Annotated in this window: 15 protein-coding genes; all 15 read left to right on the forward strand. The window is 42.2% G+C overall.

Annotated elements, in window-relative coordinates:
- Window positions 1-291: 291 nt before the first annotated feature.
- The 15 genes from G610_RS20890 to G610_RS22300 all read left to right on the forward strand — a co-directional run bounded on the left by G610_RS20890 (window position 292) and on the right by G610_RS22300 (window position 23,092).
- The gene (locus G610_RS20890; RefSeq protein WP_051197997.1) at window positions 292-2,241 is read left to right on the forward strand and encodes a beta-L-arabinofuranosidase domain-containing protein; all 1,950 of its coding nucleotides are present in this window, start codon (window positions 292-294) and stop codon (window positions 2,239-2,241) included.
- 150 nt (window positions 2,242-2,391) lie between these two features.
- Window positions 2,392-3,363, forward strand: coding sequence for a hypothetical protein (locus tag G610_RS0113145; RefSeq protein WP_026525174.1), 972 nt, complete (start codon window positions 2,392-2,394; stop codon window positions 3,361-3,363).
- A 99-nt stretch (window positions 3,364-3,462) separates the two neighbouring features.
- Window positions 3,463-5,043 carry a Y-family DNA polymerase gene (locus G610_RS0113150; protein ID WP_051197998.1) on the forward strand — a complete coding sequence of 527 codons (1,581 nt, stop codon included), beginning with the start codon at window positions 3,463-3,465 and terminating at the stop codon, window positions 5,041-5,043.
- Window positions 5,044-5,113: 70 nt separating this feature from the next.
- Window positions 5,114-5,518 (forward strand): hypothetical protein, encoded by a 405-nt coding sequence (locus tag G610_RS0113155; RefSeq protein ID WP_026525176.1) that lies wholly within the window; start codon window positions 5,114-5,116, stop codon window positions 5,516-5,518.
- A gap of 173 nt (window positions 5,519-5,691) precedes the next feature.
- Entirely contained in the window at window positions 5,692-7,059 is a 1,368-nt protein-coding gene (locus G610_RS0113160; protein WP_026525177.1) for a hypothetical protein, read from the forward strand.
- A 377-nt stretch (window positions 7,060-7,436) separates the two neighbouring features.
- Window positions 7,437-8,915 carry an MBOAT family O-acyltransferase gene (locus G610_RS0113165; RefSeq protein ID WP_026525178.1) on the forward strand — a complete coding sequence of 493 codons (1,479 nt, stop codon included), beginning with the start codon at window positions 7,437-7,439 and terminating at the stop codon, window positions 8,913-8,915.
- 64 nt (window positions 8,916-8,979) lie between these two features.
- Window positions 8,980-10,134 carry an alginate O-acetyltransferase AlgX-related protein gene (locus G610_RS0113170; RefSeq protein ID WP_026525179.1) on the forward strand — a complete coding sequence of 385 codons (1,155 nt, stop codon included), beginning with the start codon at window positions 8,980-8,982 and terminating at the stop codon, window positions 10,132-10,134.
- A gap of 91 nt (window positions 10,135-10,225) precedes the next feature.
- Window positions 10,226-11,269 carry an NAD-dependent epimerase/dehydratase family protein gene (locus G610_RS0113175; RefSeq protein WP_026525180.1) on the forward strand — a complete coding sequence of 348 codons (1,044 nt, stop codon included), beginning with the start codon at window positions 10,226-10,228 and terminating at the stop codon, window positions 11,267-11,269.
- Window positions 11,270-11,406: 137 nt separating this feature from the next.
- Window positions 11,407-12,828 carry a GGDEF domain-containing protein gene (locus G610_RS0113180; RefSeq protein ID WP_026525181.1) on the forward strand — a complete coding sequence of 474 codons (1,422 nt, stop codon included), beginning with the start codon at window positions 11,407-11,409 and terminating at the stop codon, window positions 12,826-12,828.
- Window positions 12,829-12,930: 102 nt separating this feature from the next.
- Window positions 12,931-13,890: an ArsR/SmtB family transcription factor gene (locus G610_RS0113185; RefSeq protein ID WP_026525182.1), complete on the forward strand. Its 960-nt coding sequence runs from the start codon at window positions 12,931-12,933 to the stop codon at window positions 13,888-13,890.
- A 176-nt stretch (window positions 13,891-14,066) separates the two neighbouring features.
- The gene (locus G610_RS0113190) at window positions 14,067-15,377 is read left to right on the forward strand and encodes an ABC transporter substrate-binding protein (protein WP_026525183.1); all 1,311 of its coding nucleotides are present in this window, start codon (window positions 14,067-14,069) and stop codon (window positions 15,375-15,377) included.
- Window positions 15,378-15,393: 16 nt separating this feature from the next.
- A complete protein-coding gene (locus G610_RS0113195) occupies window positions 15,394-16,329 on the forward strand; it encodes a carbohydrate ABC transporter permease (protein WP_081667473.1) in 936 nt (311 codons plus the stop codon).
- 3 nt (window positions 16,330-16,332) lie between these two features.
- Complete coding sequence (locus G610_RS0113200) at window positions 16,333-17,181, forward strand: carbohydrate ABC transporter permease (protein WP_035797576.1); 849 nt, start codon at window positions 16,333-16,335, stop codon at window positions 17,179-17,181.
- Window positions 17,182-17,246: 65 nt separating this feature from the next.
- Window positions 17,247-19,073, forward strand: coding sequence for a glycoside hydrolase family 2 protein (locus G610_RS0113205; RefSeq protein ID WP_026525186.1), 1,827 nt, complete (start codon window positions 17,247-17,249; stop codon window positions 19,071-19,073).
- A gap of 176 nt (window positions 19,074-19,249) precedes the next feature.
- The gene (locus G610_RS22300) at window positions 19,250-23,092 is read left to right on the forward strand and encodes a starch-binding protein (RefSeq protein ID WP_051198000.1); all 3,843 of its coding nucleotides are present in this window, start codon (window positions 19,250-19,252) and stop codon (window positions 23,090-23,092) included.
- The last annotated feature ends 49 nt before the right edge of the window (window positions 23,093-23,141 follow it).

A 23,141-nucleotide genomic window follows, 5' to 3' on the forward strand; every position in this document is an offset into this window, starting at 1 on the left:
CAGGTATATAAGGATAGAAATATGATGCACTTTTATATACTTTTTTCTGTGCTTTATAAGTACCAGGGGTGAGTGTTACAGGAAATGCTTATCGAAAAAGTATATAAGTCAAATTATCATTTTCAATTTATATACCGAGCGGAGAAGTTACGGGAGAAATAGGTATATAAATTTGACGTAAGAGCTTTTCTTATATATGTTGTGCAAAATGGCGCGTTATAAATATTTTAGGAACACTTTTGTAAAAAGAGAGAATAAAATAAAATAAATCAGAATTATAGGAGATTTTTTATGGAAAAAATGTACTACGCATCAAAACTTGCAGACGTTAGTGTGAACGACAAATATTTGGATGAAGCATTTCATCTTGAAGTAAAGAATCTGCTTTTGCTGGATCCGGACAGGCTTCTTGCGGGATTTCGCGAGACAGCAGGACTTATTAAGGGATTGGATGATGATGGCTGTATAGCACTTATGAAAGGAAAAAAGCGCTACGGCGGAATGTGGGAGGATGGACTTATCGGAGGACATACTCTTGGACATTATGTTACGGCTTTGGCTCAGGCTGTGGTTAATCCCGTGCTTTCTGATTCAGAGAAAAAGGATGTATCAGACAGACTCACATATATTTTGGTGGCTCTTAAGCAGTGTCAGGAGCTTGTAAAAGGCACAGAGGGCGAAGGCTTTTTGTTTGGCGCATCATTCCCATCAAAGGAATTCAGAGACAATCCCTTCTTGCAGTTTGACAACGTAGAGCATGGACTTCAGGAGCTTTTCACACAGGCATGGGTGCCGTGGTATACAATGCACAAGATTTTAACCGGCTTAAATGCATCCTTTAAGATTGCAGGGGATCCTCTTGCGCTGGAGATTGCAAACGACCTTGGAATCTGGATTTCAAAGAGGACAGAGAGCTGGTCAGAAGAGGTAAACAGGACCGTGCTAGGCATAGAGTATGGCGGAATGAATGACTGTCTCTATGAGCTTTATCAGATAAACCGCGATCTGAAGGAGAGCGGAAGTGAGTTGTTCCATCCTGAATTTGAAAGATTTGCGAGGGCTGCTCATCGCTTTGATGATACAGAGCTTTTTGAGAAGGTTTTGTCAGGGAAAGAGAACATTTTTAATAACGTTCATGCCAATACCACAATCCCTAAGTTTATCGGAGCACTTGCAAGATATGAGTCCTTCCATGAGGAGACCAGATATCTTGATTATGCCGAAGCCTTTTTTGACATTGTGATTGGCAAACATACCTATGTGACAGGCGGAAACAGTGAAAATGAGCATTTTGGTGAGGACAATGTCCTTGATGCAGAGAGAACCAATGTAAATAACGAGACATGCAATACCCACAATATGCTTAAGTTCGCAAGACGCCTCTATGAGCAGACAGGTAAAAAGAAATATCTTGATTATGCAGACAGAACCTTTGTAAATGCCATAATGCCTTCTCAGAATCATGAGACCGGCTTTACCACTTATTTTCAGGCAATGGCTACGGGTTATCAGAAGGTATTCAATAACCTGGACGGTAATTTCTGGTGCTGCACAGGAACCGGCTATGAGAATTTTACAAAGCTCCAGGACGGCGTATTTTTCGAGGATAAGGAAAAACTCGTTATTGCTCTTTATATGGCAGCTGAGCTTAAAACTGAGTGTTATTTGGTAGCTATGGACTGCGATTTTGTATCTTCCGATGAGGTAAAAATCATTGTAACTCCTGCAGAAGGCAAGAGCTTTACTAAGGATCTGTATCTTGTTATTCCCACATGGCTTAAGGGAGAGATGACCGTTACATTAAAAGGCAGTAAGTATGAGGCAAAAGAAAAGGACGGATTCATTATTGTTCCCGAGGATGAGCTTTCAGGCGGCTGTGAGATAGTACTTAAATTACCTATGGAAATTACCTGTCACAACCTGCAGGATGGCAAGGATACCTACGCATTTATGTACGGACCTTACGTGCTTTCTGCTAGACTTGGCACAGCAAAAATGCTGACTAAATCCCATGGAGTTGCAGTGAGTGTTGCCTGTGAGAAGGCGGTAGATTCTGATGAGATTGTCATAGAGAGCGAAAAGAGTGTGGATGATTTTATCACCAATATCAGTGATCATCTTGTTAAACGTGATGGCGAGATGGAGTTTGACCTGACAGGAACAAATAGGAATCTTGTTTTCACAACTCACTATAATCAGTACAAGGAAAGCTATGGAATTTATTGGAAATTCAGGGTTTAAAACGGAAAAATTATTGAAAAATCTCCCATTTATATAACGAAGAATGGCTTAAAATAGGCAAAAACCAGCCGTGTTAGACATTTGTTGGACAATGGAAATTATAATTCAAAATGTAAATTTAAAATTTCTTTTGTGAGGGAGAGAAAATCAATGAAAAAGATCACATTTAAAAACGGTATTATAGTTACTCTGGCAACAATGATGGCAATGGCTGCAATGGCAGGATGCGGTAATAGTACAGCTGCTGATGCTACTGAGGAAGATCAGATCGTAGAAGAAACAGTAGCAGATGAAGAGGTTCCTCTTGCTTCCGGAGAAGAGGCTGTTACAGACATTCCTGCAGCACCTTATTTTTCTAAGGGCGTATATGTGAACTACTCTAAGGATGCTGAGAATCCGCCTAAGACCTATTTCTATGTTTTCAGTGATGATTCATATGGTTACACAGCAGACGGTGAGAACGACGACATGGGCGTTCCCTTTGATATTACACAGACTGACGGACAGGTAGAGTTTTCCTTCGGCGGCGCAGAGGAATCCAAGGATGTTCTCGTAATCACAGGTGTTGAGAACGGAATGATCTATGGCTGCTTCGAGGATGTTCCTGAGCGTGAGCTGGTATTCGAGCCTGTTGCAGATGCTGATCCCGAGAATTTCAGTGCTGTTAATTATCTGAGTTCTATGACCGGTGGAGATAATGTATACAGAGATGCAAACGGATGGAGCGTACATTACAATCCTTCATGCATCACAGTTAACCAGGGTGGCCCTGTAACAACATTCGTTTACACAGGTGACTGCGCAGGAACATGCATGATTACTGCTACATACGACGTTGATAAGGATGCAAAGACAGCTGCAGAGGATCTAGCTGCTTCCTATGGCGATCAGGCAATGGTTTCAGATTGCGTATTCCCCGGAACAGAGGATGTTGAAGGCTTCTATGTAGATGCTGTTCCCGGACAGACAGGCCCCGGCCTCTATGCTTCTGCTTTTGTAAGAGAGTATATGGGTGGATACCTTATATTCGAGTTTACACAGCATGTAGCAGGAGATGATGAGATGGATATGGCTGTATCTGACAATCTCTCAGCAATCATTGATTCACTTTCATTTGAATAATATTTATAAATACCAAATGCTGATGTGATAAATCCCCTAAGTAGATATGAAAATCTGCTTAGGGGATTTTTATGTCATAAATATTTTCCAGGCTGCATAATGTTTGCCCTTACTTTGCTACTTTACTATAATATTCATGAGGAAAAAACAGTGAAACAAAGAGCTTATGTGGCAATAGATTTAAAGTCCTTCTATGCATCTGTCGAGTGCATGGATATAAGCCGGGATCCGCTGACCACGAACCTTGTGGTTGCAGACAAAAGCAGGACCGAAAAGACAATATGCCTTGCTGTATCGCCGTCCCTGAAAAAATGGGGAATACCGGGGAGAGCAAGGCTTTTTGAGGTGGAACAAAAGCTAAAAGAAGTAAACAGAGATAGACTTAGAAAGGCACCGGGCGGTGTTTTTACAGGTGAATCCTATGATGACGAGGAGCTTTCCAAAAATCCATCACTCAAAATCGGATACATTGCAGCGACACCCAGAATGGCCAGATACATGGAGCTCAGCACCAGAATTTACAAGTGCTACCTTAAATATATCGCACCTGAGGATATCCACGTTTACTCCATCGACGAGGTTTTCATGGATGTGACGAACTACCTTGGAATCTACAACATGACCCCCAGGGAGCTGGCATCAACCATGATAGAGGAGATTAGGAAAAACACGGGAATTACAGCTACTGCAGGCATCGGAACCAACCTTTATCTGTGCAAGGTAGCCATGGATATAGTAGCCAAGCATGTAGAAGCAGATGAAAAGGGCGTACGTATAGCAGAGCTGGATGAGATGAGCTACAGAGAAAAGCTATGGGAACACAAACCCCTTACGGATTTTTGGCGTGTCGGGAGAGGATATGTGAAAAAACTCTCAGCCCTTGGTCTTGAGACCATGGGAGATATAGCAAGATGCAGTATCGGTGGCGCCAGGGATTTTTATAATGAAGAGCTATTATACAAGACCTTTGGGATAAATGCAGAGCTTTTGATAGATCATGCCTGGGGATATGAGCCCTGCACCATGGAGATGATAAAGGCCTACAAGCCTGAAAACAACAGCCTTAGCCAGGGACAGGTCCTTCATTGCCCTTACACCTATGACAAAGCAAGGATAATTGTCAGAGAGATGGCTGATGCACTGGCTTTGCAGCTTCTTGGTGAACATAAGGTAACGGATCAGGTGGTGCTTTCAATTGGCTATGACAGGGAGAGTCTTGATAATCCTGAAATTGCCCGTAAATTCAAAGGTAATATCAAAAAGGATTACTATGGAAGAGCAGTCCCGGAGCATGCCCACGGAAGCCGGAGTCTTGAAGAATTTACCTGCCTTGGCAGTCATATCATAGATGCGGCACTTTCGATTTTTGATGAAAAAGTAGACCCGGATCTGCTTATCCGGCGCGTGAATATAGTAGCTGCCCACGTGATTGATGAAGCGGATGCAGTAAAGATAGAAAGCGAAGCATTTGAACAGCTTTCGTTATTTGAAGATATAAACCAAAAGGAAGAGAAAAAGCAGCAGGAAAAGGTTCTGAATGAGAAGGAAAGAGCCCTTCAGGAGGCTGCTCTTGAGATAAAAAAGCGATTTGGAAATAACGCTATAGTAAAGGGAACCTCAATGCAGGAAGGGGCAACAGGACTTGACAGAGGAAGGCAGATAGGAGGTCATAAGGCCTGAGTACTGCTAATCTTGGAATTTAAGGCCCGGTTGTAATATAGCGAAGCGGCAACAAAGACAGGATAGGGAAATGGGAAAATACGACGACATAATAAATATGGAAAGACCAATATCGAGAAATCACAGACCCATGGCTCTTGAAAACAGGGCTGCACAGTTCATGCCCTTTGCCGCCCTTACGGGCTATGATGATGCAGTGGAAGAGACCGGGCGCCTTACTACAGAAAAAATCGATCTGACTGAGGAGCGAATACGGGAGCTTGATGAGAAGATTTCAGAAGTTGCCGCACATATCAAAGATGGTCCTGTGAAAATGCTTGTCACATATTTTGTTCCGGATCTCTATAAATCCGGAGGAGAATATGTGACAAAGGAAGTTACCATAAGGAAGATAGATTCATACAAAAAAAGTCTGGTCCTGGCAGATAAAACCGAGATTTTCATACATGATATTTACGACCTGATCACGGTATAAAGCGGGATGGATTCCTACAATAAGTAGGAGCGATAAAACTGAGAAATGCGGCTACGGACATTTGTTGGACATTGTGTGATAAAACAGTGACAGTAAGATTGATATGATGTAATCAGCATCAGATCAAGCGATGTGACTAAAATTATTAATTGTTTCAAAAGGGGGAACAACAAATGGCTGGAAAAGATAAAATTTATACAAATGATAATACTCCTTCAGGAGATAATATTATTGAAAGCTCCGAGAATCAGGAGAAGGAAATAATAGATAATCCTTATTTAAATGACGATCAGAATGATCCTGAACATAATCCTGATGAGAATCAAAATAATAATGTGTTCGGCGATATGTTTAATATCAGAGAGCCCGAGCTTGGAGAAGTATACATCGATGAAGATGTAGAAGAGGTCCTGGAGAAATACAGGGAAGAGCAAAGACAGCGCGAAGAGGAAATTCGCAGAGCAAAGGAAGCTGAGGAAAAAGCTAAGTATGATCTTGAGCATCTCCGTTTTGTAAACAAAAAACCTGAGCTCTATGATATCGAAGATGAGGCAAAGGAAAACCAGGTCAAAGATCAGAATGATAATGATTTTAGTATCTTTTCAAATTATGAGAAGCAGAATGAAGATGAAGAGAAATATGTAAACACACCTACCGGCAATGAAAACTCTGAAGCGAAGAAGCCTGACGACATAGGCGAGAATCCTTTTGCTAAAGCCAAAAAGGATAATGTAAAGAAGGTAAGTGCAAATGACCTTCAGAAAGAAGTGATGGCTCAGCAAAAGCAGGTTTCCGGCATAGAAAAACCATTAAACAAACAGATGGTCGACGATCCCGACATCATTCCTGTAATGGACACTCCTATGCCAATGACTTCTAAATATAAAGGTGATGTCATCGTTAAAGGAAACCATAATGGCATTATAAATGACATTATCAACGCCGGAAGCAAAGAAAGCAGAATTATTGATAATGAATCTGTAATTATCAAGGAAGATAAAGCTGTTAAAAGCATTAACCTGATCAACATTGAAGAATCCGTTAATGGAGGAAATAAACGTCAGAATAAGTCGAAGGGATTGCATTACCAGCCTATCTTAGGTAGTGAGACTCCCGGCTGTCTGAAAAAGACATATCCTGTAAATGGGGATACCGTTTCTTATTTGCAGGCCATGGTTGCTACTGCTAACATGAGCCGTGGATTTTTCCGCGATTCAAGGCAGTACAACGAGTTTGTACACGCTATGGTCATTTGCCATGATTTAGCATGGGATATTAACAAGCATTCAAAGAAAAGAAATTATGACCCGGCAAAGCTGGCTCGTGAACAGAAACAGTACGACGAAGCAGTTGAGCACTTAAAAGAGACAGCCAGAGCTTACAAGGCGTACAAGTATTCAAGTAAGGAAAAAGAACTTGATCCTGCTAAGAAGACGCTTAACAGTGATGACAGGAAAAAGCTTAAGCTTATGGATGATGTTTTAGGGAACAGAAATCGATATTTTAGAGGAAAAGATCCTCTCAATACCATTTCTCTGTAAAAAATGATTTTTTTAATCATATAACCTAAAGTAAATAACAAATTATCCGATAATATTATCAGAAAGATAAAAATACAGGGAACGCGACAAGACTCCGGTTTCTGTATTAGCACTTCCCGAGAGGGCCCGAGCTCTCAGAGGTTGAACCAAACGAAACATACTAAAGAGTAGTAAACCAATAACGGAAGTAACGAGATAAAACTCCTTTTTTAATTCCTCCCATATAATAGTGTTAAAAACAGTCCGGTTCGCCATTTCCGGACTGTTTTTATTTAATGGACCATGGGGACGGGGTCCATATTGCGCTAAATAACGTAACCGTATTAAAATAGGAAATGTGTTTTACACACTAATATGGTAGAAATGGAATTTTAATAATGGTTTTCAGCTCAACAGTATTTTTGTTCTGCTTTCTTCCGGTGACCATCATCGGATATTTCATAATAAATAATCCTACATACAGAAACACCTGGCTGCTTCTAATGAGTCTGGTGTTTTTTGGCTGGTCTCAGCCCGGGTACTTGTGGATCATCATTGTCAGTATCATCGTCAATTACTTATCGGCCTATATAATCGCTTATTCTAAAGAAAAAAAGAACAGACATATTCCCACGGGATTTATCCTGTTTGTGGCAGTTACGGTAAATCTGCTCCTTCTTTTTTACTTCAAATATCTGGATTTCATGATACAGACCGTAAACGACCTGGCTCATTTGAATTTAGAGCTTAAAAACATCGTGCTTCCCATAGGTATTTCATTCTTTACCTTCCAGGGAATGAGCTATGTTATCGATGTCTACAGAGGTGATGTGCCGGTTCAGAAGAATCCTCTTAAGGTTGCGCTCTACGTGGTGCTTTTCCCGCAGCTTATCGCCGGTCCCATCGTTCGTTACATCGATATCGCAAATGAGATCAATGACAGAAAACACACCATCGATGATTTTACCAAGGGAATCACCAGATTTGTGATAGGTCTTGGAAAAAAGGCCATCATCGCCAATACAATGGCGGAGGTTGTGGACAGTGTCTGGAACGCAGGCGTTACCAACAACACTGTTGCAATTGCATGGATTGGAAGTATAGCCTATTCACTACAGATTTTCTATGATTTCTCAGGCTACAGTGATATGGCGATAGGAATCGGAAGAATTTTTGGTTTTCATTTTATTGAGAACTTCAACAGACCCTATATTTCAAAGAGTATTACGGAGTTCTGGAGAAGGTGGCACATTTCGCTGTCCACCTGGTTCAGAGATTATGTGTATATCCCTCTTGGAGGAAACAGAAGGCATCTTTACAGGAACCTCAGTATAGTGTTCCTGCTTACAGGTCTTTGGCATGGAGCTTCCTGGCATTTTGTGCTGTGGGGTATCTGGAATGGCCTGTTCATGGTCATTGAGAGACGCTTTAGGAAAAAGCCCACTGACAAGAACAGCAATGCTGGTAATGGAGCCGTAGCAACAGGCAAATCTTCAGCCGGTTCATCCGGCCTTGCACTGAAGATTCTCGGCCACATTTATGCACTTTTTGTTATAAATCTTGGCTGGGTGCTCTTTAGGGCAGATAATTTCAGCCTTGCTCTTAAGTACATCGGAACCATGTTCGGTGTTGGAATCTCACAAACACCGGGCTTTACCATTATGTGGTATCTGAACAACTGGGTTATTTTCGTATTTATCCTTGCGGCTTTGGACATAGCAGGAGGCTTCATGGGCCTTAGAAAAGCTGTGGAGAACAGCTTAAATCCGGCACTTTGTAAAGTGGCAAAAATAGTTGTGGTTTACGGAATCCTGATTCTCTCTATCATGCGAGTTATGTCAGGAACCTATAATCCTTTCATCTATTTCCAGTTTTAAGAGAGTCGAAAGAATTCAGAGATGTAGGAGCTTACCGTTAAAAACTCCCACGGAGTAACAATATATGGAAAAAAAGATTTTTGAAAAAATATATATCGCCGGCGTTGCGCTGATTCTGCTGCTTCCGGTTCTTACGATAAACAGGGATCCGGACGCCATTTCGGAGAAGGAGAACAGGCCTCTTACCGGACTTCCAAAGATTGTAAGGGATGGCAGCATAAATAAGAATCTTCCTGTGGATATCGAGAGTTATTTAGATGACAGAATCGGCTTTCGCGATCTTCTTATTTCAGCCAATGCTCTTTTGCAATATCACGTATTCGGAAGAATGGAAGACGGCACCAGATACAGACTTGGTCCCGACGGCGAGTTTAACATCATTGAGAGCGATATGGTGGAATCCTATCAGCATGCAAACCTGTTTTCTGATGAGGAATTAGCAGAAGTAACAGCTGATTTTAAATCCATTTCCGATGGTCTTAAGAAGAGAGGCACCGAGTTTTATTACATGCAGTGCTGGGATAAGCAGTCAATTTACCCTGAGTATTTTCCTGACAGTGTGCTGCAATACGGGGATATCTCAAGAACGGACCAGGTGCTTACATCTCTTGCAGAGAACACAGATGTAAATGTGATTCCACTAAAGGATAAATTCATCAGTGAAAAGTCCAATTACGAGGTTTACAGTAAATACGGCGATCCTGTGCACTGGACTCCCAGAGGAGCGCTTATAGGCTATACAGAGACCATGAATGTCATCAATGAGGGAAGGGATGAGCCCTTTAAGGTCCTTACAGATGATGATTTCAATATAACCATGACGGATCAGGGCATGAGCTTTTATGGCGGCGTTAAGAGAAGCAATATGTCCGAGGCATTCGAGCTAAAAGAGACTCATGCAGTCATGAACGAGGATTACGACGAGGAGCATGAGGCCTTTGACGGCTACAGAACATACCATTTTACCAATGAGAATGCGGGAAATGACACAAAAGTCCTTATTATCTGTAACAGCTTTATCGTTAATTATCTTAAGGAGGATTTTGCGGAATCCTTTGGAGATACGCTGGTTATATGGAATGACATAAACAAGAAGCTTCCCAAGTGGATTGAAGACTATGATCCTGACATTGTGATATATGAGATGGTTGAGCGTTATGTATCCTATGAGCATCTCCACAAAGCAGGAAAAGCCATGAGAAAAGCATATGACAAATAATAATAAGCCCTATTGCGAAATATTAACAGCGATAGGGCTTATTTTTGTCTAGAATTAAATATTAGATGAATAAAAGAGGAGGTACTTTTTAATGAAAGCACTTTTTATTGGTGGTACAGGCACAATCAGTATGGGAATAGTAAAAAAGCTTGCGGAGGATCCTCAGTGGGAGGTTTATTTATTAAACAGAGGAAACCGCGCAGATGAAGTCCCTGAGAGCGTTCATCAGATAACAGCTGATATAAATGATGAAAACAGCGTACTTTCAAAGCTTGAGGGTATGAAATTCGACGTGGTAAGCGACTTTATCGCTTTTGATGTAAAGGCTGCAGAGCGTGATTACAGATTATTTAAGGATAAGACAGCTCAGTATATTTTCATTAGCTCGGCATCCGCATATAACAAGCCATCTGCAAGCTATGTGATAACGGAAGGAACAACTCTTGCCAATCCTTACTGGGAGTATTCCAGAAATAAGATAGCCTGCGAGGAATTCCTTATGGAAAAATACCGCAGCGAGGGCTTCCCTGTTACAATCGTAAGACCAAGCCATACTTATGATGAGAGAAATGTGCCCCTTGGCGTACATGGAAATAAAGGCTTTTATCAGGTAATTAAGCGTATGCAGCAGGGTAAACCCGTAATTATTCAGGGAGATGGAACATCGCTTTGGGCATTGACCTTCAACAGAGATTTTGCAGTGGGTTACACAGCTCTTATGGGTAACAGACACGCAATTGGCGAAGCATTCCAGATTACAGGTGATGAGATTCTATCCTGGAACCAGATTTATCAGACAATCGCAGATGCCCTCGGAGTAGAGCTTAAGGCCTGCCATGTTTCATCAGAATTTTTGAGCGCTGCAGGAGAGGCATACGGCTATGATTTCACAGGAAGTCTTATAGGAGATAAGGCTGTATCTGTAGTTTTTGATAACAGTAAGCTTAAAAAGCTTGCACCCACCATGACTACAACAATTCCTTTCCATAAGGGTGTTCGTATTTCACTTGATTACGTGTTGTCACATCCCGAGAAATATCAGGAAGATCCTGAATTTGACGCATTTTGTGACAACGTGATAGCTGCAATGGAGAAGGCAAAACAGGATGTTGTTGCAGCAAAATCTGTCAAATGATGGTGTAATGCGATTTTTTGATACTTAATTCATAAATTAATAATAAGTTCATAAGAAATAGATTATCAATGATTTGCTATAATTGTATGTGACACAATATTTGTTGTAACTCTGCATACGAAAGGCGGATTGCAGCTATGAATTTTCAGAATGTGGCAGATAGCATAAAAGCAATGACCTGTATAGTATCCGTTGAAAAGCTTGAAGGTGGAGGACACGGCACTATACGTATTGTCACGGGCAATAAGGCTTATATTGACTCCATAGAACACCCTATGGATGGGGTTGCTATGCTTACGGATAAGTTTGTTCCAAACTGCGAGTACACCACATATCTGCCAAAGGATCTGAATTTCGAGGATTTCTGCTACAGATCCGCAGTTGAGAAAAAGTGTCTGCATTCCTATGCACATCCGGATCGTTTCGATGTGTGGTTTAATATGACTTTTATGCCGCTGTGGCCTGATGATGGGAATATCTGCTATTGTACGTATTCCATGGAAATCAATCAGGAAGCAGATGCTGCCAGAATGTCCAATATATCCAGCGATATCGCAGCTGCCGTACTTGAGACCTGTATCATGCTCCGTGGAACAACGAATTTTATAAAGACGATAGGCGATATTGTCGGTTTTGTAAGATCATTGTGTAAGGGTGACAGGTGCTGTCTGATTACCATGGATCATGTCGAAAAAACAGTCACTGTTCTTGGAGATGATTTTGATGAGAGCTTAGGAGTCAGAGAAGTAGAGGAAGCTTTTGGTGATAGATTCTATGAGATTGCATCCACATGGGAAGATACAATTTCAGGCAGTAACTGTCTTATAGTTAAGGATCAGCAGGAAATGGAGGTTGTTAAAGAACGCAATCCGGGTTGGTATGAGTCCCTGGTGGCAGCGGGAGTAAAGACCATTGTTCTTTTCCCTCTGAAATACAGACTTGAGCTTCTTGGTTATATGTGGGTGATCAATTTTGAATCTTCTGAGGCACCGCGTCTTAAAGAAGCCCTTGAGGCTGCTTCATTTATTCTGAGTTCTGAGATATACAATTATCTGCTGCTGGGACGCCTTAAAACCCTTAGCTCCAAGGATATGCTTACCGGTGTACAGAACAGAAATGAGATGAATAACATGGTTGACAGTTATGTCAATGGCACTGCAGAGTATTCTGATAAGTCTGTCGGCATCATTTTTGCAGATCTTAACGGACTTAAAGCCATTAATGATAATGAAGGTCATGTAGCAGGTGATGAAATGTTGAAGGATGCAGCTGCGGTACTGGCTGAAGTCTTCGATGAGGATAATATATATCGTGCAGGAGGCGATGAATTCACCATTATAGCTCCGGGAGTTACTGAGAACGATCTGGCAGTTAAGATTGATGAGGTCAGAACCATAGCTGAAAAATATGAGGACGTTTCCTTCGCAATGGGATATGCTGTCGTGGAGAATTCAGCAGAAATAAGAACAGCGCTAAGAAAGGCTGACGAGCGGATGTACGTCGATAAGGAAGCCTATTATGAAAAGCATCCTGACAAGCGCCGGGATGCAACAAGATAACCTGAATTAAACAGCAAAATATTATGATAATCTAATTGGCACCTCAATTTTTGAGGTGCTGATTTTTGAAATGATGCTAAAAGATGGGAGGAAGTATAATCTGTGGCTAAAAATATGCATTTAAATTTGGGGAAGCCTGAAGAACTTACTGCCGTTGGCAGAGCGCTCTCTGTGCCTATAAGGGCGCAGATTTTATCTATTATAAGTAAGCAGGTTTTGAGTATAGCTGATATAGCAAGGGAACTGGGGATTCCTGCATCCAGCTGCGCATCTCATATTAAAGCGCTTCAGGAGGCAGATCTGGTGCGTGTAGAGCAGATTCCCGGTACAAGAGGCAGCATCAAGGTATGCTCCAGAAATGTAGACAGAATCGATATCAGACTTGTGGAACCTGAAAAGGACGTTGATGATGTTTTGAAAATTGAGATGCCCGTTGGAGCATATACTAATGTAAGCGTTGCAGAACCATGCGGACTGGCCGATGAAAACGGCATAATCAGTATGGATGACAGGGAAGAGAATTTTTATCTTCCGGAACACATAAATGCACAGATTCTTTGGTCAGGACAGGGATATATTGAGTATTCCTTCCCCAATCAGATTTTCTCATTGCCGTTTAAGGCGGATGTACACAGAATATATATTTCTGCAGAGATGTGTTCTGAGGCGCCGGGCTTTAATCCGGAATGGAAATCTGACATAACGCTCTGGATAAACGATAAGGAGTGTGCTACCTGGCTATGCGGAGGGGATTACGGTGAGAGAAAAGGCCTTAACAATCCTGATTACTGGCCTAATGGAAGAACTCAGTACGGAGAGCTTGTAACCTTTGAGGTCACCAGGGAAGGAACTTATGTTAATAACAAGAAATGCGGTCAGGTGACAGTGGAAGACTTAAGACTTATGGATTCCCACAAGATCAAGGTCAGATTTGGAAACAAAGAAGATGCCAAACATATGGGAGGATTCAACATCTTTGGCAGGAAATTCGGAGATTACGCCCAGGGAATAGTAATGGGAATCGGTTATCAGTACGCCGGTTCCGGGAAAAACGGAGTTTAATGCTCCGTTTTTTTGTTGCACTTTTTCTATATGGAATCACTTAAACAAAAATCATGTTCAAATCACTAAAAATCCGCTCAAAACCACCCTTTTTAACAACAATCATGTTGAAATACCAGTACAAAAACAGCAATAATTATCTTGTAAAAAACAACAAAGCTTTTCTAGGAGGAAGTATGATGAAGCGAAAAAATGTATTGGCAGGGTTACTTACAGGAGCAATGCTCGCAACCGTAGTGGGATGCGGAAGCGGACAGGCAACAGAGGTATCTGACGAGGCAGTGCCTACAGCAGGGGATTTGGATGAGGCAGCTGAGGAGGTTCCCACAGTTGAACCCGGAAAAAAAGGAACTATCGAATTCTGGACAGTGTTTACAGGCGCTGATGGAACAAGCATGCAGGCCATGGTAGATGCCTACAATGCCACAAATCCCGACTACACAGTAAATCACAGAGCTATGGAAGCAAATGATCTTTATCTGAAGATGCCACTTGCTATCCAGTCCGGAGAGGATGTGCCGGATGTTTGCATCAACCACGTGGAGAGAGTTCCGCTTTTTGAGGAAAACGGATACCTTGAGGATTACACACCTTACCTTGCAGATTCTGAGGTGAGCGCTGAGAACTACAATCCCAAGGCATGGCAGATGACAGAGCTGGATGGCGGACACTACGGAATACCGCTGGATGTTCACTCTTATATTCTTTATGCGAACATGGATCTCTATGAAAAATACGGAAACGGAGTGCTTGATGACGGCCTTCTCACATGGGATGAGATCAAATCTGTAGGAGATGCCTGCGTAGCAGACGACATTATTCCCATCGGAATGTCATGGCTGAGAGTTAAGTTCCTTTCATCCTATGCACAGCTTGGCGGAAAGCTCAGCTCTGACGGAGAGACACCTGATTTTAACAACGATAACGCACTTAAAGTCCTTAACACTTGGAACGAGCTCTATGATGCAGGCTATACACACAAGGACGGCGATGATCCCTGGCAGCTTTTCCTTGCAGGCAAAATGCTTTTCTGTCCTGAAGGAATCTGGATGTACAACGACATCAAGGAAGCAGGCCTTAACGCAAAGATGCTGGATTACCCGGTATTTGACACAAACAGCGTAGGTAACTGGACATCTTCACACCAGTTCGTAATTCCCAAGAACGATAACAGAGACGATGAGAAGACACAGGCAGTCCTTGATTTCATCAACTTCATGGGTAATCACTCCCTTGATTGGGCAAAAGCCGGACAGTGTCCCGCACACGTTTCCATCAAGGATGTAGCAGAGTTCCAGGATATGCCTCAGGCTTTCCTTGCTGATGAAAACGATGAGCTCAAGATCTATGACTACAAGTATTACGGATATGCTGTTGAGAGCCTTGATGTAGTTCTTGGTGATGTTCTCTTTGAGAGAATGACAGCCCAGGAAGCTCTTGATAAGGCAGTTCAGGAAACCAAGGATAAGATAGAGATGGGTGAATAATACCCGGGAGGTACGTATGAACAGTTCTGATTATGCTATCGATATACCACTTGAACAGACCAAGACTAACACGAAAAAATCGAAGAAATTTAGCATAACTCCCTACCTTTTCATAGCACCGCATATCTTATTGTTCGTTGCATTTTTCCTGATACCTATGGTGTATGGAATTTATGCATCCTTTACCAAATGGAATCTGTTTGGAAGTCCCAGCTTTATCGGGACTTCCAACTATGAAACCATCTTTTTCAACCATGACTCCACGTTTTATAAGCAGTTTTGGAATGGTCTGAAAAATACGGTTACTTTCGTGCTGATATGTGTGCCTTTTCAGATATCTTTGCCGTTGATAATTGCGGTACTTCTGGATAAAAAGCCTAAGGGTAGGAATATTTTTCAGGGAATTTTTTATTTGCCGACGCTATTTTCAATAACTTCGGTGACACTTACATGGTTATTCATTTTCAACAGGACGCTGGGACTTTTCAACCATCTTTTTGGTACTGACATCAACTGGTATGGCGAGCAGCCCTACGCCTGGATGACTATTGTTATTGCAACGTTGTGGTGGGGAATCGGAGGAAATCTGATCATCTATGTGGCGGCCCTTGCAGGAATCGACAGGTCGATTACAGAGGCTGCAGCATTGGACGGAGCTACAGGTTTTAGGAAGTTTTTCCATATAACACTTCCGCAGATACAGTTCCCTCTTACATATACGATTGTTGTATCTGTTATTGCGCAGTTCAATATCTACGGACAGCCTCTAATGATCACAGGCGGCGGTCCCAGTGAGAGTACGCATGTGCTCCTTATGTACATTAGAAATCTGGCTTTCGGAACAGGAAAATCTGTTGCGGGAATGGCCAGTGCGATGTCGACAGTTCTTGGACTGATAATAGGTGTTGTATCAGTCATTCAGATAATAATGATTAGAAAACAGGAGGCTTAAGCTATGGGGAGAACAAGAGAAAAAAGAGTTAAGATCTTCGCATTTATATGCCTGCTTTTGGTTGCTATAGTGATGCTGGTGCCCATGCTCTGGATATTCATATCATCCTTTAAGGTTGAGAGTGAAGTAATTCAGGCAGGTGGATTCCTGTTTTTCCCTAAGACCTGGACATTACAGAATTTTAGGGAGATTCTGGATTTTGGCAACAAGCAGCTTCCTGTTTATAACTGGTTTGTAAATTCATTTGTAGTATCGGGATTACATACAATTCTTGCTGTAATATTGTATTCACTATCAGCGTATGCGTATGCTAAACTTAAATTTAAGGGAAGGGATTTTATCTTTATTTCTATGATGTTTTTATCATCTTTTCCCGCTATTACCAACATCATCCCGATGTACAAGATCATGCACAACCTTCACTGGCTAAACCACCTGGTATCACTGATAATTCCGGGACTTGCCGGTGTCTACAATATTTTCCTGATACGTCAGTTCATAATAGGCATTCCGGATTCACTGCTTGAATCCGCAAGAATTGACGGAGCTAATGAGTTTTTCATTTACAGACACATAATAGTTCCATGCTGTAAGCCAATTCTTATCGCTGTGGGACTCTTTACTTTTACCGGCAGCTGGAATGACTTTTTATGGCCTTCCATCGCTATCAACAACCTGGACAGACTTACACTGACGGCAGGACTCCAGCTCGCAAAGGGCGTTTACGGCAATAAGATAGCGCAGATGAGTGCCATAGCTACTATTGCGATTGTGCCTATGATCATTCTGTACATGTTTACTCAGAAGTATTTTGTTAAAGGAATAAATATCTCATCCGGCGTTAAAGGATGAGGAAAAAGAGAAGAATTATTATTCACCCGTTAGGACAGGGTGATTGAGGAGAGAGGAATATTTAAATGGCTACAAAAAGCTACATTAAGGATTATCCGAGACCGCAGATGGTCCGCGATGATTTCGAACTTTTGAACGGAAGCTGGGATTTTGCTTTCGATGATGAAAACAGAGGAGAAGAGAAGGGCTGGAATGCGGGTTTTGACTCGGATCTTGTGATTCAGGTGCCCTTTACCTATGAGACAAAACTCAGCGGAATCTGTGATGAGACAAGGCACGATCATGTCTGGTACCAGAGAAAGATCACTTTAGAAAAAGCAGAGGATAAACAGTACATCCTGCATCTTGAGGGAAGTGATTACCTGACTAAAGTTTGGGTAAACGGAAGTTTAATTGGCAGCCATGAAGGCGCTTATGAGAGAGCGAGCTATGACATGACAAATGCGCTTAAAACAGGCGTAAACCGAATTGTTATAGGAGTATCGGACTCTTTCTCAATATCGCAGCCAAGAGGAAAACAGCGTTGGATAAACAACAATTTCGGCTGCTGGTATGTTCAGACTACAGGTATTTGGAAGACTGTATGGATGGAGGCTGTGCCCAAGGTACACTTCGACGAACTGAAGATAACACCTGATATTGATGATGGCGCAGTGGAAATTACAGCAGCAATAAAGGGAATTGTGGGCTGTGCCGATGCCGGAATCTGCGGCGCACCTGCAGATAATGAAGGCACGAATGATAAAGCCGCCCTCAGTTTATATGGTGAGATTTCTTTTGACGGCAAGACAGTAAAAACATTCTGCGAGAATATCCATAAGAATCTGACTGAGCTAAAGGTTGATATTAGAGACTACGAGCTGACAGAATGGGGCTTAAAGCTCTGGGATACCTATGATCCCAATCTTTATGATATGACTCTTGAAATCAGGCGAGGCGATGAGTGTGTTGATAAAATCGGTTCATATTTTGGAATGCGCAAGGTCAGCATAGAGAACGGCGAAGTGCTCCTTAACAACAGACCGATTTATCAGAAGCTTATTCTTGATCAGGGCTATTTTGCAGATTCTCACCTTACACCTCCCAGCGAGGATGCGCTTATAGAGGATATCGACAAAATACATCAGCTTGGATTTAACGGTCTTCGTAAGCACATGAAAATTGAGGATGAGCGCTTTTTATATCACTGCGATGTAAAGGGAATGCTGGTATGGAGCGAGATGGCGGCCTGTTATGAGTTTACGGATGAGGCAGTTCGCAAATTCACTGACGAATGGGTTCAGATAGTAAAACAGAACTATTCACATCCATGCATCATCACCTGGACTCCATTCAATGAATCATGGGGAGTTCCGCAGATCGCAAGGAATGAGAAACAGAAGAAGTTTACAGAGGCTATCTACAATCTGACAAAGAGTATAGATGATACCAGACCGGTCATTGTAAACGACGGATGGGAGCACACTGTATCAGATCTTCTGACTCTTCACGATTACGAAGAGGACGGTGATGTTTTCAAGAAGAGATATGTGGATTACAAGGATGAGATCCTTAATGGTACCTACTGTCATAACAGAGCGAATCTGGCTATTGTGGAGGGCTATGGCTACAAGGGTCAACCTGTGATCATCAGCGAGTACGGCGGAATCGCATTTTCATCAAAGGATGATAATCAGTGGGGCTATGGTAACTGTGTTTCCGATGAGGAGGCGTTCCTTAAGCGTTATAAGAAGATTACTCATGCCATAATGAGCATCCCTTATATCAAGGGCTTCTGCTATACACAGGTCAGCGATGTGCAGCAGGAAGTGAACGGTCTCATGACCATAGACCGCAAGTTTAAGGTAAATCCTGATAAAATTCGTGAGATCAACAGGGGAATAGGACTGTAATTGTTTTTGAATATAAGCTTTTTGGCAATTGGATTTTATGTAATTCGCACAAATTTAACCAAATAAAAACGCAAAAAATGACCAATTGACTACTATGAAGCGATTTTAATATAATTAGTATCGTTTAAATGGTTAATCGCTTAACGTCACTTTAATACGCTTCATAGGGAGGTTTTATGCGTAAAAATGGTAAATGGGGTAAGCGATTTTTAGCCTTGGGACTGAGTGCTTCTTTATTAGTGGGAGCACCGATCACCACAGGCACAGCTTTTGCTGCAGAGGATGAAACTGTAGCAGATATCGAGACAGTTACAGAGGAATCAGACTTAGCGGAGGAGACTCAGGCAGAGGAAACTCAGGTGGAGGAAGCTCAGGCAGAAGAGTCTGAAACAGAGAAAATCGAAGAGGAGACTAAAAATCAGAATAGTACAGATTCTGAAGAGGTAAGCACAGAACCGGAAAAAGTGCTTACTGAGGAAACAGAGGATCCTGAGGAAGAACTGGAAATAGACGCAGAGGAGACAATCACCTCAGTATTCGAAGAAGAGGAAGAAACAGTTGTTGAGCAGGATACAGACGCTGACACAAGAAAAGCTGAAGTTCTTGCAAAGCAGAAGGAAAGAGCTTATAGCAACGGTAATGAAAACGATTCAGCAAGCGTAAGCAGAGAATCCATCCATGATGGTGCCATCCTTCATGTATTTTGCTGGAATTTTGACACTATAATCGAGCACATGGATGAGATAGCTGATGCAGGCTTTACAGCGATTCAGACATCACCTATCAATAAGGTGATTGATACCCACCCTGCACTCACATTAACCGGTGATGGACAGTGGTACTATCATTATCAGCCTACAGACTGGACTATAGGTAACTATCAGCTCGGTGACAGAGAGGGCTTTAAGGCTCTTTGCGACGCAGCTGATGAGTATGGAATCGGTGTTATAGTAGATATTCTTCCGAACCATACAACACCTACAACAAGCCAGATCTCACAGGATATGATCGATGCTGTGGGCGGCCTTGATAACCTTTATCACAAGGGTAAGAACAGCAGCATGAACTACAGCAATCGTCTGTCTGTTACCTATGATGATATGGGCGGACTTCCGGACGTTGATACAGAAAATGATGATTTCCAGGAGTATTTCTATGCATATCTTCAGGATTGCATCAACTGTGGCGCAGATGGATTCCGTATTGATACAGCTAAGCATATAGCATTACCTGATGACGAAGTATCAGCAGCTTATGCAGATGAGCCGGACAGAAACGATTTCTATCCCAACATGGTAGAAGCTCTTAACGAGTATGCAAACGAAACAGGCAGAAAAGAATATGACAACCTGTTTGTTTACGGTGAGGTTCTTCAGGGCTCCGCATCAAGACTTCCTGCATATCAGCAGTATATCGGCGGAACAACAGCCAGCAACTACGGAAGCACCATCAGATCTGCTCTTGCCAATGACAACTTCTCTGTATCAAGGGTTTCAGATTATGGAATCGCAGATGAAGGCGATTACAAGGCAGATGAGGATAAGCTTGTAACATGGGTAGAGTCACATGACAACTACATCAATGATACTTCTTATACATCTATCAATGACAGCGATACAGTACTTGGATGGGCGGTTATTACAGCAAGAAAAGACGGAACACCTCTTTTCTTCTCAAGACCTAATAACAGCTCCAAGAACAATCCTTTTGGTGACAACATTTTAGGCGCTGTAGGAAATGATCTCTATAAATCTCCTGAAGTTAAGGCTATAAACAATTTCAGAAGAGATATGGCAGGTAAGGACGAAGCTCTCTCCAATCCCGGCAATGACAATCATCTTATCCTCATTGAGAGAATGGATGAAGGCGCAGAGGTTGCAGATGGTGCGGTTCTTGTAAACTCATCATCCAAACCTGTAGCAGTAAAGGGTGATACCACTCTTGCTGACGGAACATATATGAATGCCGTAGAAGGCGAAAATGATATTTTTGTAGTAAAGAACGGCTCACTGAGCGGTGTTATCGCTGCAGAATCTGTTGTTGTATTAAATGAAAAGGCAGAAAACGAGTACACAACAGTTCATTTCTACAACACAGAGAATTTAAGCACAGTAAAGGCAAGAATATCCGGACAGGACGAGCTTATTACAGGCCTTGATGAAAATGACGGCTGGGTAAGATTCTATGTTCCTGCTGAGGATTTTGAAATCAGCTTCGGCGATGGCGCAGAGTTTGGTACATACACTTACAGCATCAGCGGCGGCAAAGAAAGCTATATCGCACCTTCCAAGAGCGATGTATTTGATTCTGCAGAGGCTACAGAAGCGGCTCTTGGCATAAAGACAGAGTCAGTATATTTCTTCAACACTTCTCTTTGGGAAGATGTAAAGGCTTATGCATGGTTTGACGATGGAACAATGCTTGCAGGCGCATGGCCCGGAAAGAGCACAACAGACGTTGGCGGCTACTGGATCAGAGCTGATCTTAAGGTAAGCGAGGACAATGAAGAGCCTATCAATATTATTTTTAATAACGGCACTTCACAGACACAGGATATTAAAATTGATGATGAAAACATCTATATTGCTATGGATGAGGCTCAGTCATCAGGTGCAAAGAAAGTTACAAAATATGCTTCAAAAGAGGCTGCAGAGGAGGCTCTTGGAATCTCTGCAAATATGACCACAGTATATTTCTACAATATGGATAACTGGGAAGATATTCATGTTCATATGTGGGAAGCCTACGATACAGGCGAATGGCCCGGAATCCCTGCTACTGATGAGGGAGACGGCTGGTGGAAGGTAGTTATTCCCGCAGGTGCAGGCTCTGACTTCAACATTATTTTTAATAATAACAATAATGGCAAGCAGACCTCCAACCTGAAAGTAACAGATATTACTAAGAGATATATTGCAGATAATCAGAATTTTGCATCAAAAGAAGCTGCCCTTAAGAAGATTTCAGGCGTAGTAGAGTACAAGCCGGTTTACTACTATGATGATAACGAATGGGATGAAGTATATGCTTACATCTGGGGCGGCACAGATCAGGTATACAACGATCTTCTTGGCGGATGGCCCGGAACCCAAATGACCAAGGGAGAAGATGGCTTCTACAGTGTTGAAGTTCGTGAGGAAGCACTGGAAGACGGTGATGTACATCTTATCATCAACAACGGTAACGGAACTCAGCTTAATGACAAGATGATAAGAAATGCCACAAACGTATACTTTAACACCGAAGACACAGATGGTTATCCTTCTGCGAAAGAGGCTCTTGGAGACAGAGAGCCCGGATCAGATGAAAACGGCACAGGAGATGAAGAAACCGGTGATTCTGAGGGTGGAAATGCCGAAACAGGTGGCTCAGAGGATGGAAATACTGAGACAGGCGATTCAGATACAGGTAATTCCGAGCAGGACAATGCCGGCACTGAGAATAGCAATGATGTAACAACACCTCAGGAGACTCAGCCCGCGGTTTCAGAGCCTGAAAAGGTTCAGGAAAGCGTAGCTGTCACAGGTGTAAGCTTTGACAAAAAGACAATCAAGCTCGGTAAAGGCGGAAAACAGCAGCTTTCTGTAAATGTTGCTCCTGCAAATGCCACAAACAAAGACGTGACATATAAGAGCAGCAACAGTAAAATTGCGTCAGTATCAGCTTCAGGACTGGTTAAGGCCAAGAAGAAGGGTACTGCAACAATCACAGTTACAACAAAGGATGGCGGATTTACTGCATCCATCAAGGTTAAGGTAACAGATCCCGTTAAGGTTAAATCAGTTAAGCTTAACAAGAAGAGTAAAACCTTAAAGGTTAAGGCAAGTTATACTCTTAAGGCTACAATTAAGCCTAAGAATGCCACAATTACTGATGTTACATGGAAGAGCAGTAACAAGAAGGTTGCAAAGGTAGATGCAAACGGAAAGGTTACAGCTGTCGGAAAAGGAACAGCAGAGATTACAGTAACAACTAAGGATGGCAAGTATAAGGCAACCTGTAAGATTAAAGTAAAATAATTAACCAGTAAAATTTATTAAGCTTCCCACATTCCGGTATCAGGCATGC

This window comes from Butyrivibrio sp. MB2005, assembly GCF_000424285.1.
GTDB lineage: Bacteria > Bacillota > Clostridia > Lachnospirales > Lachnospiraceae > Butyrivibrio.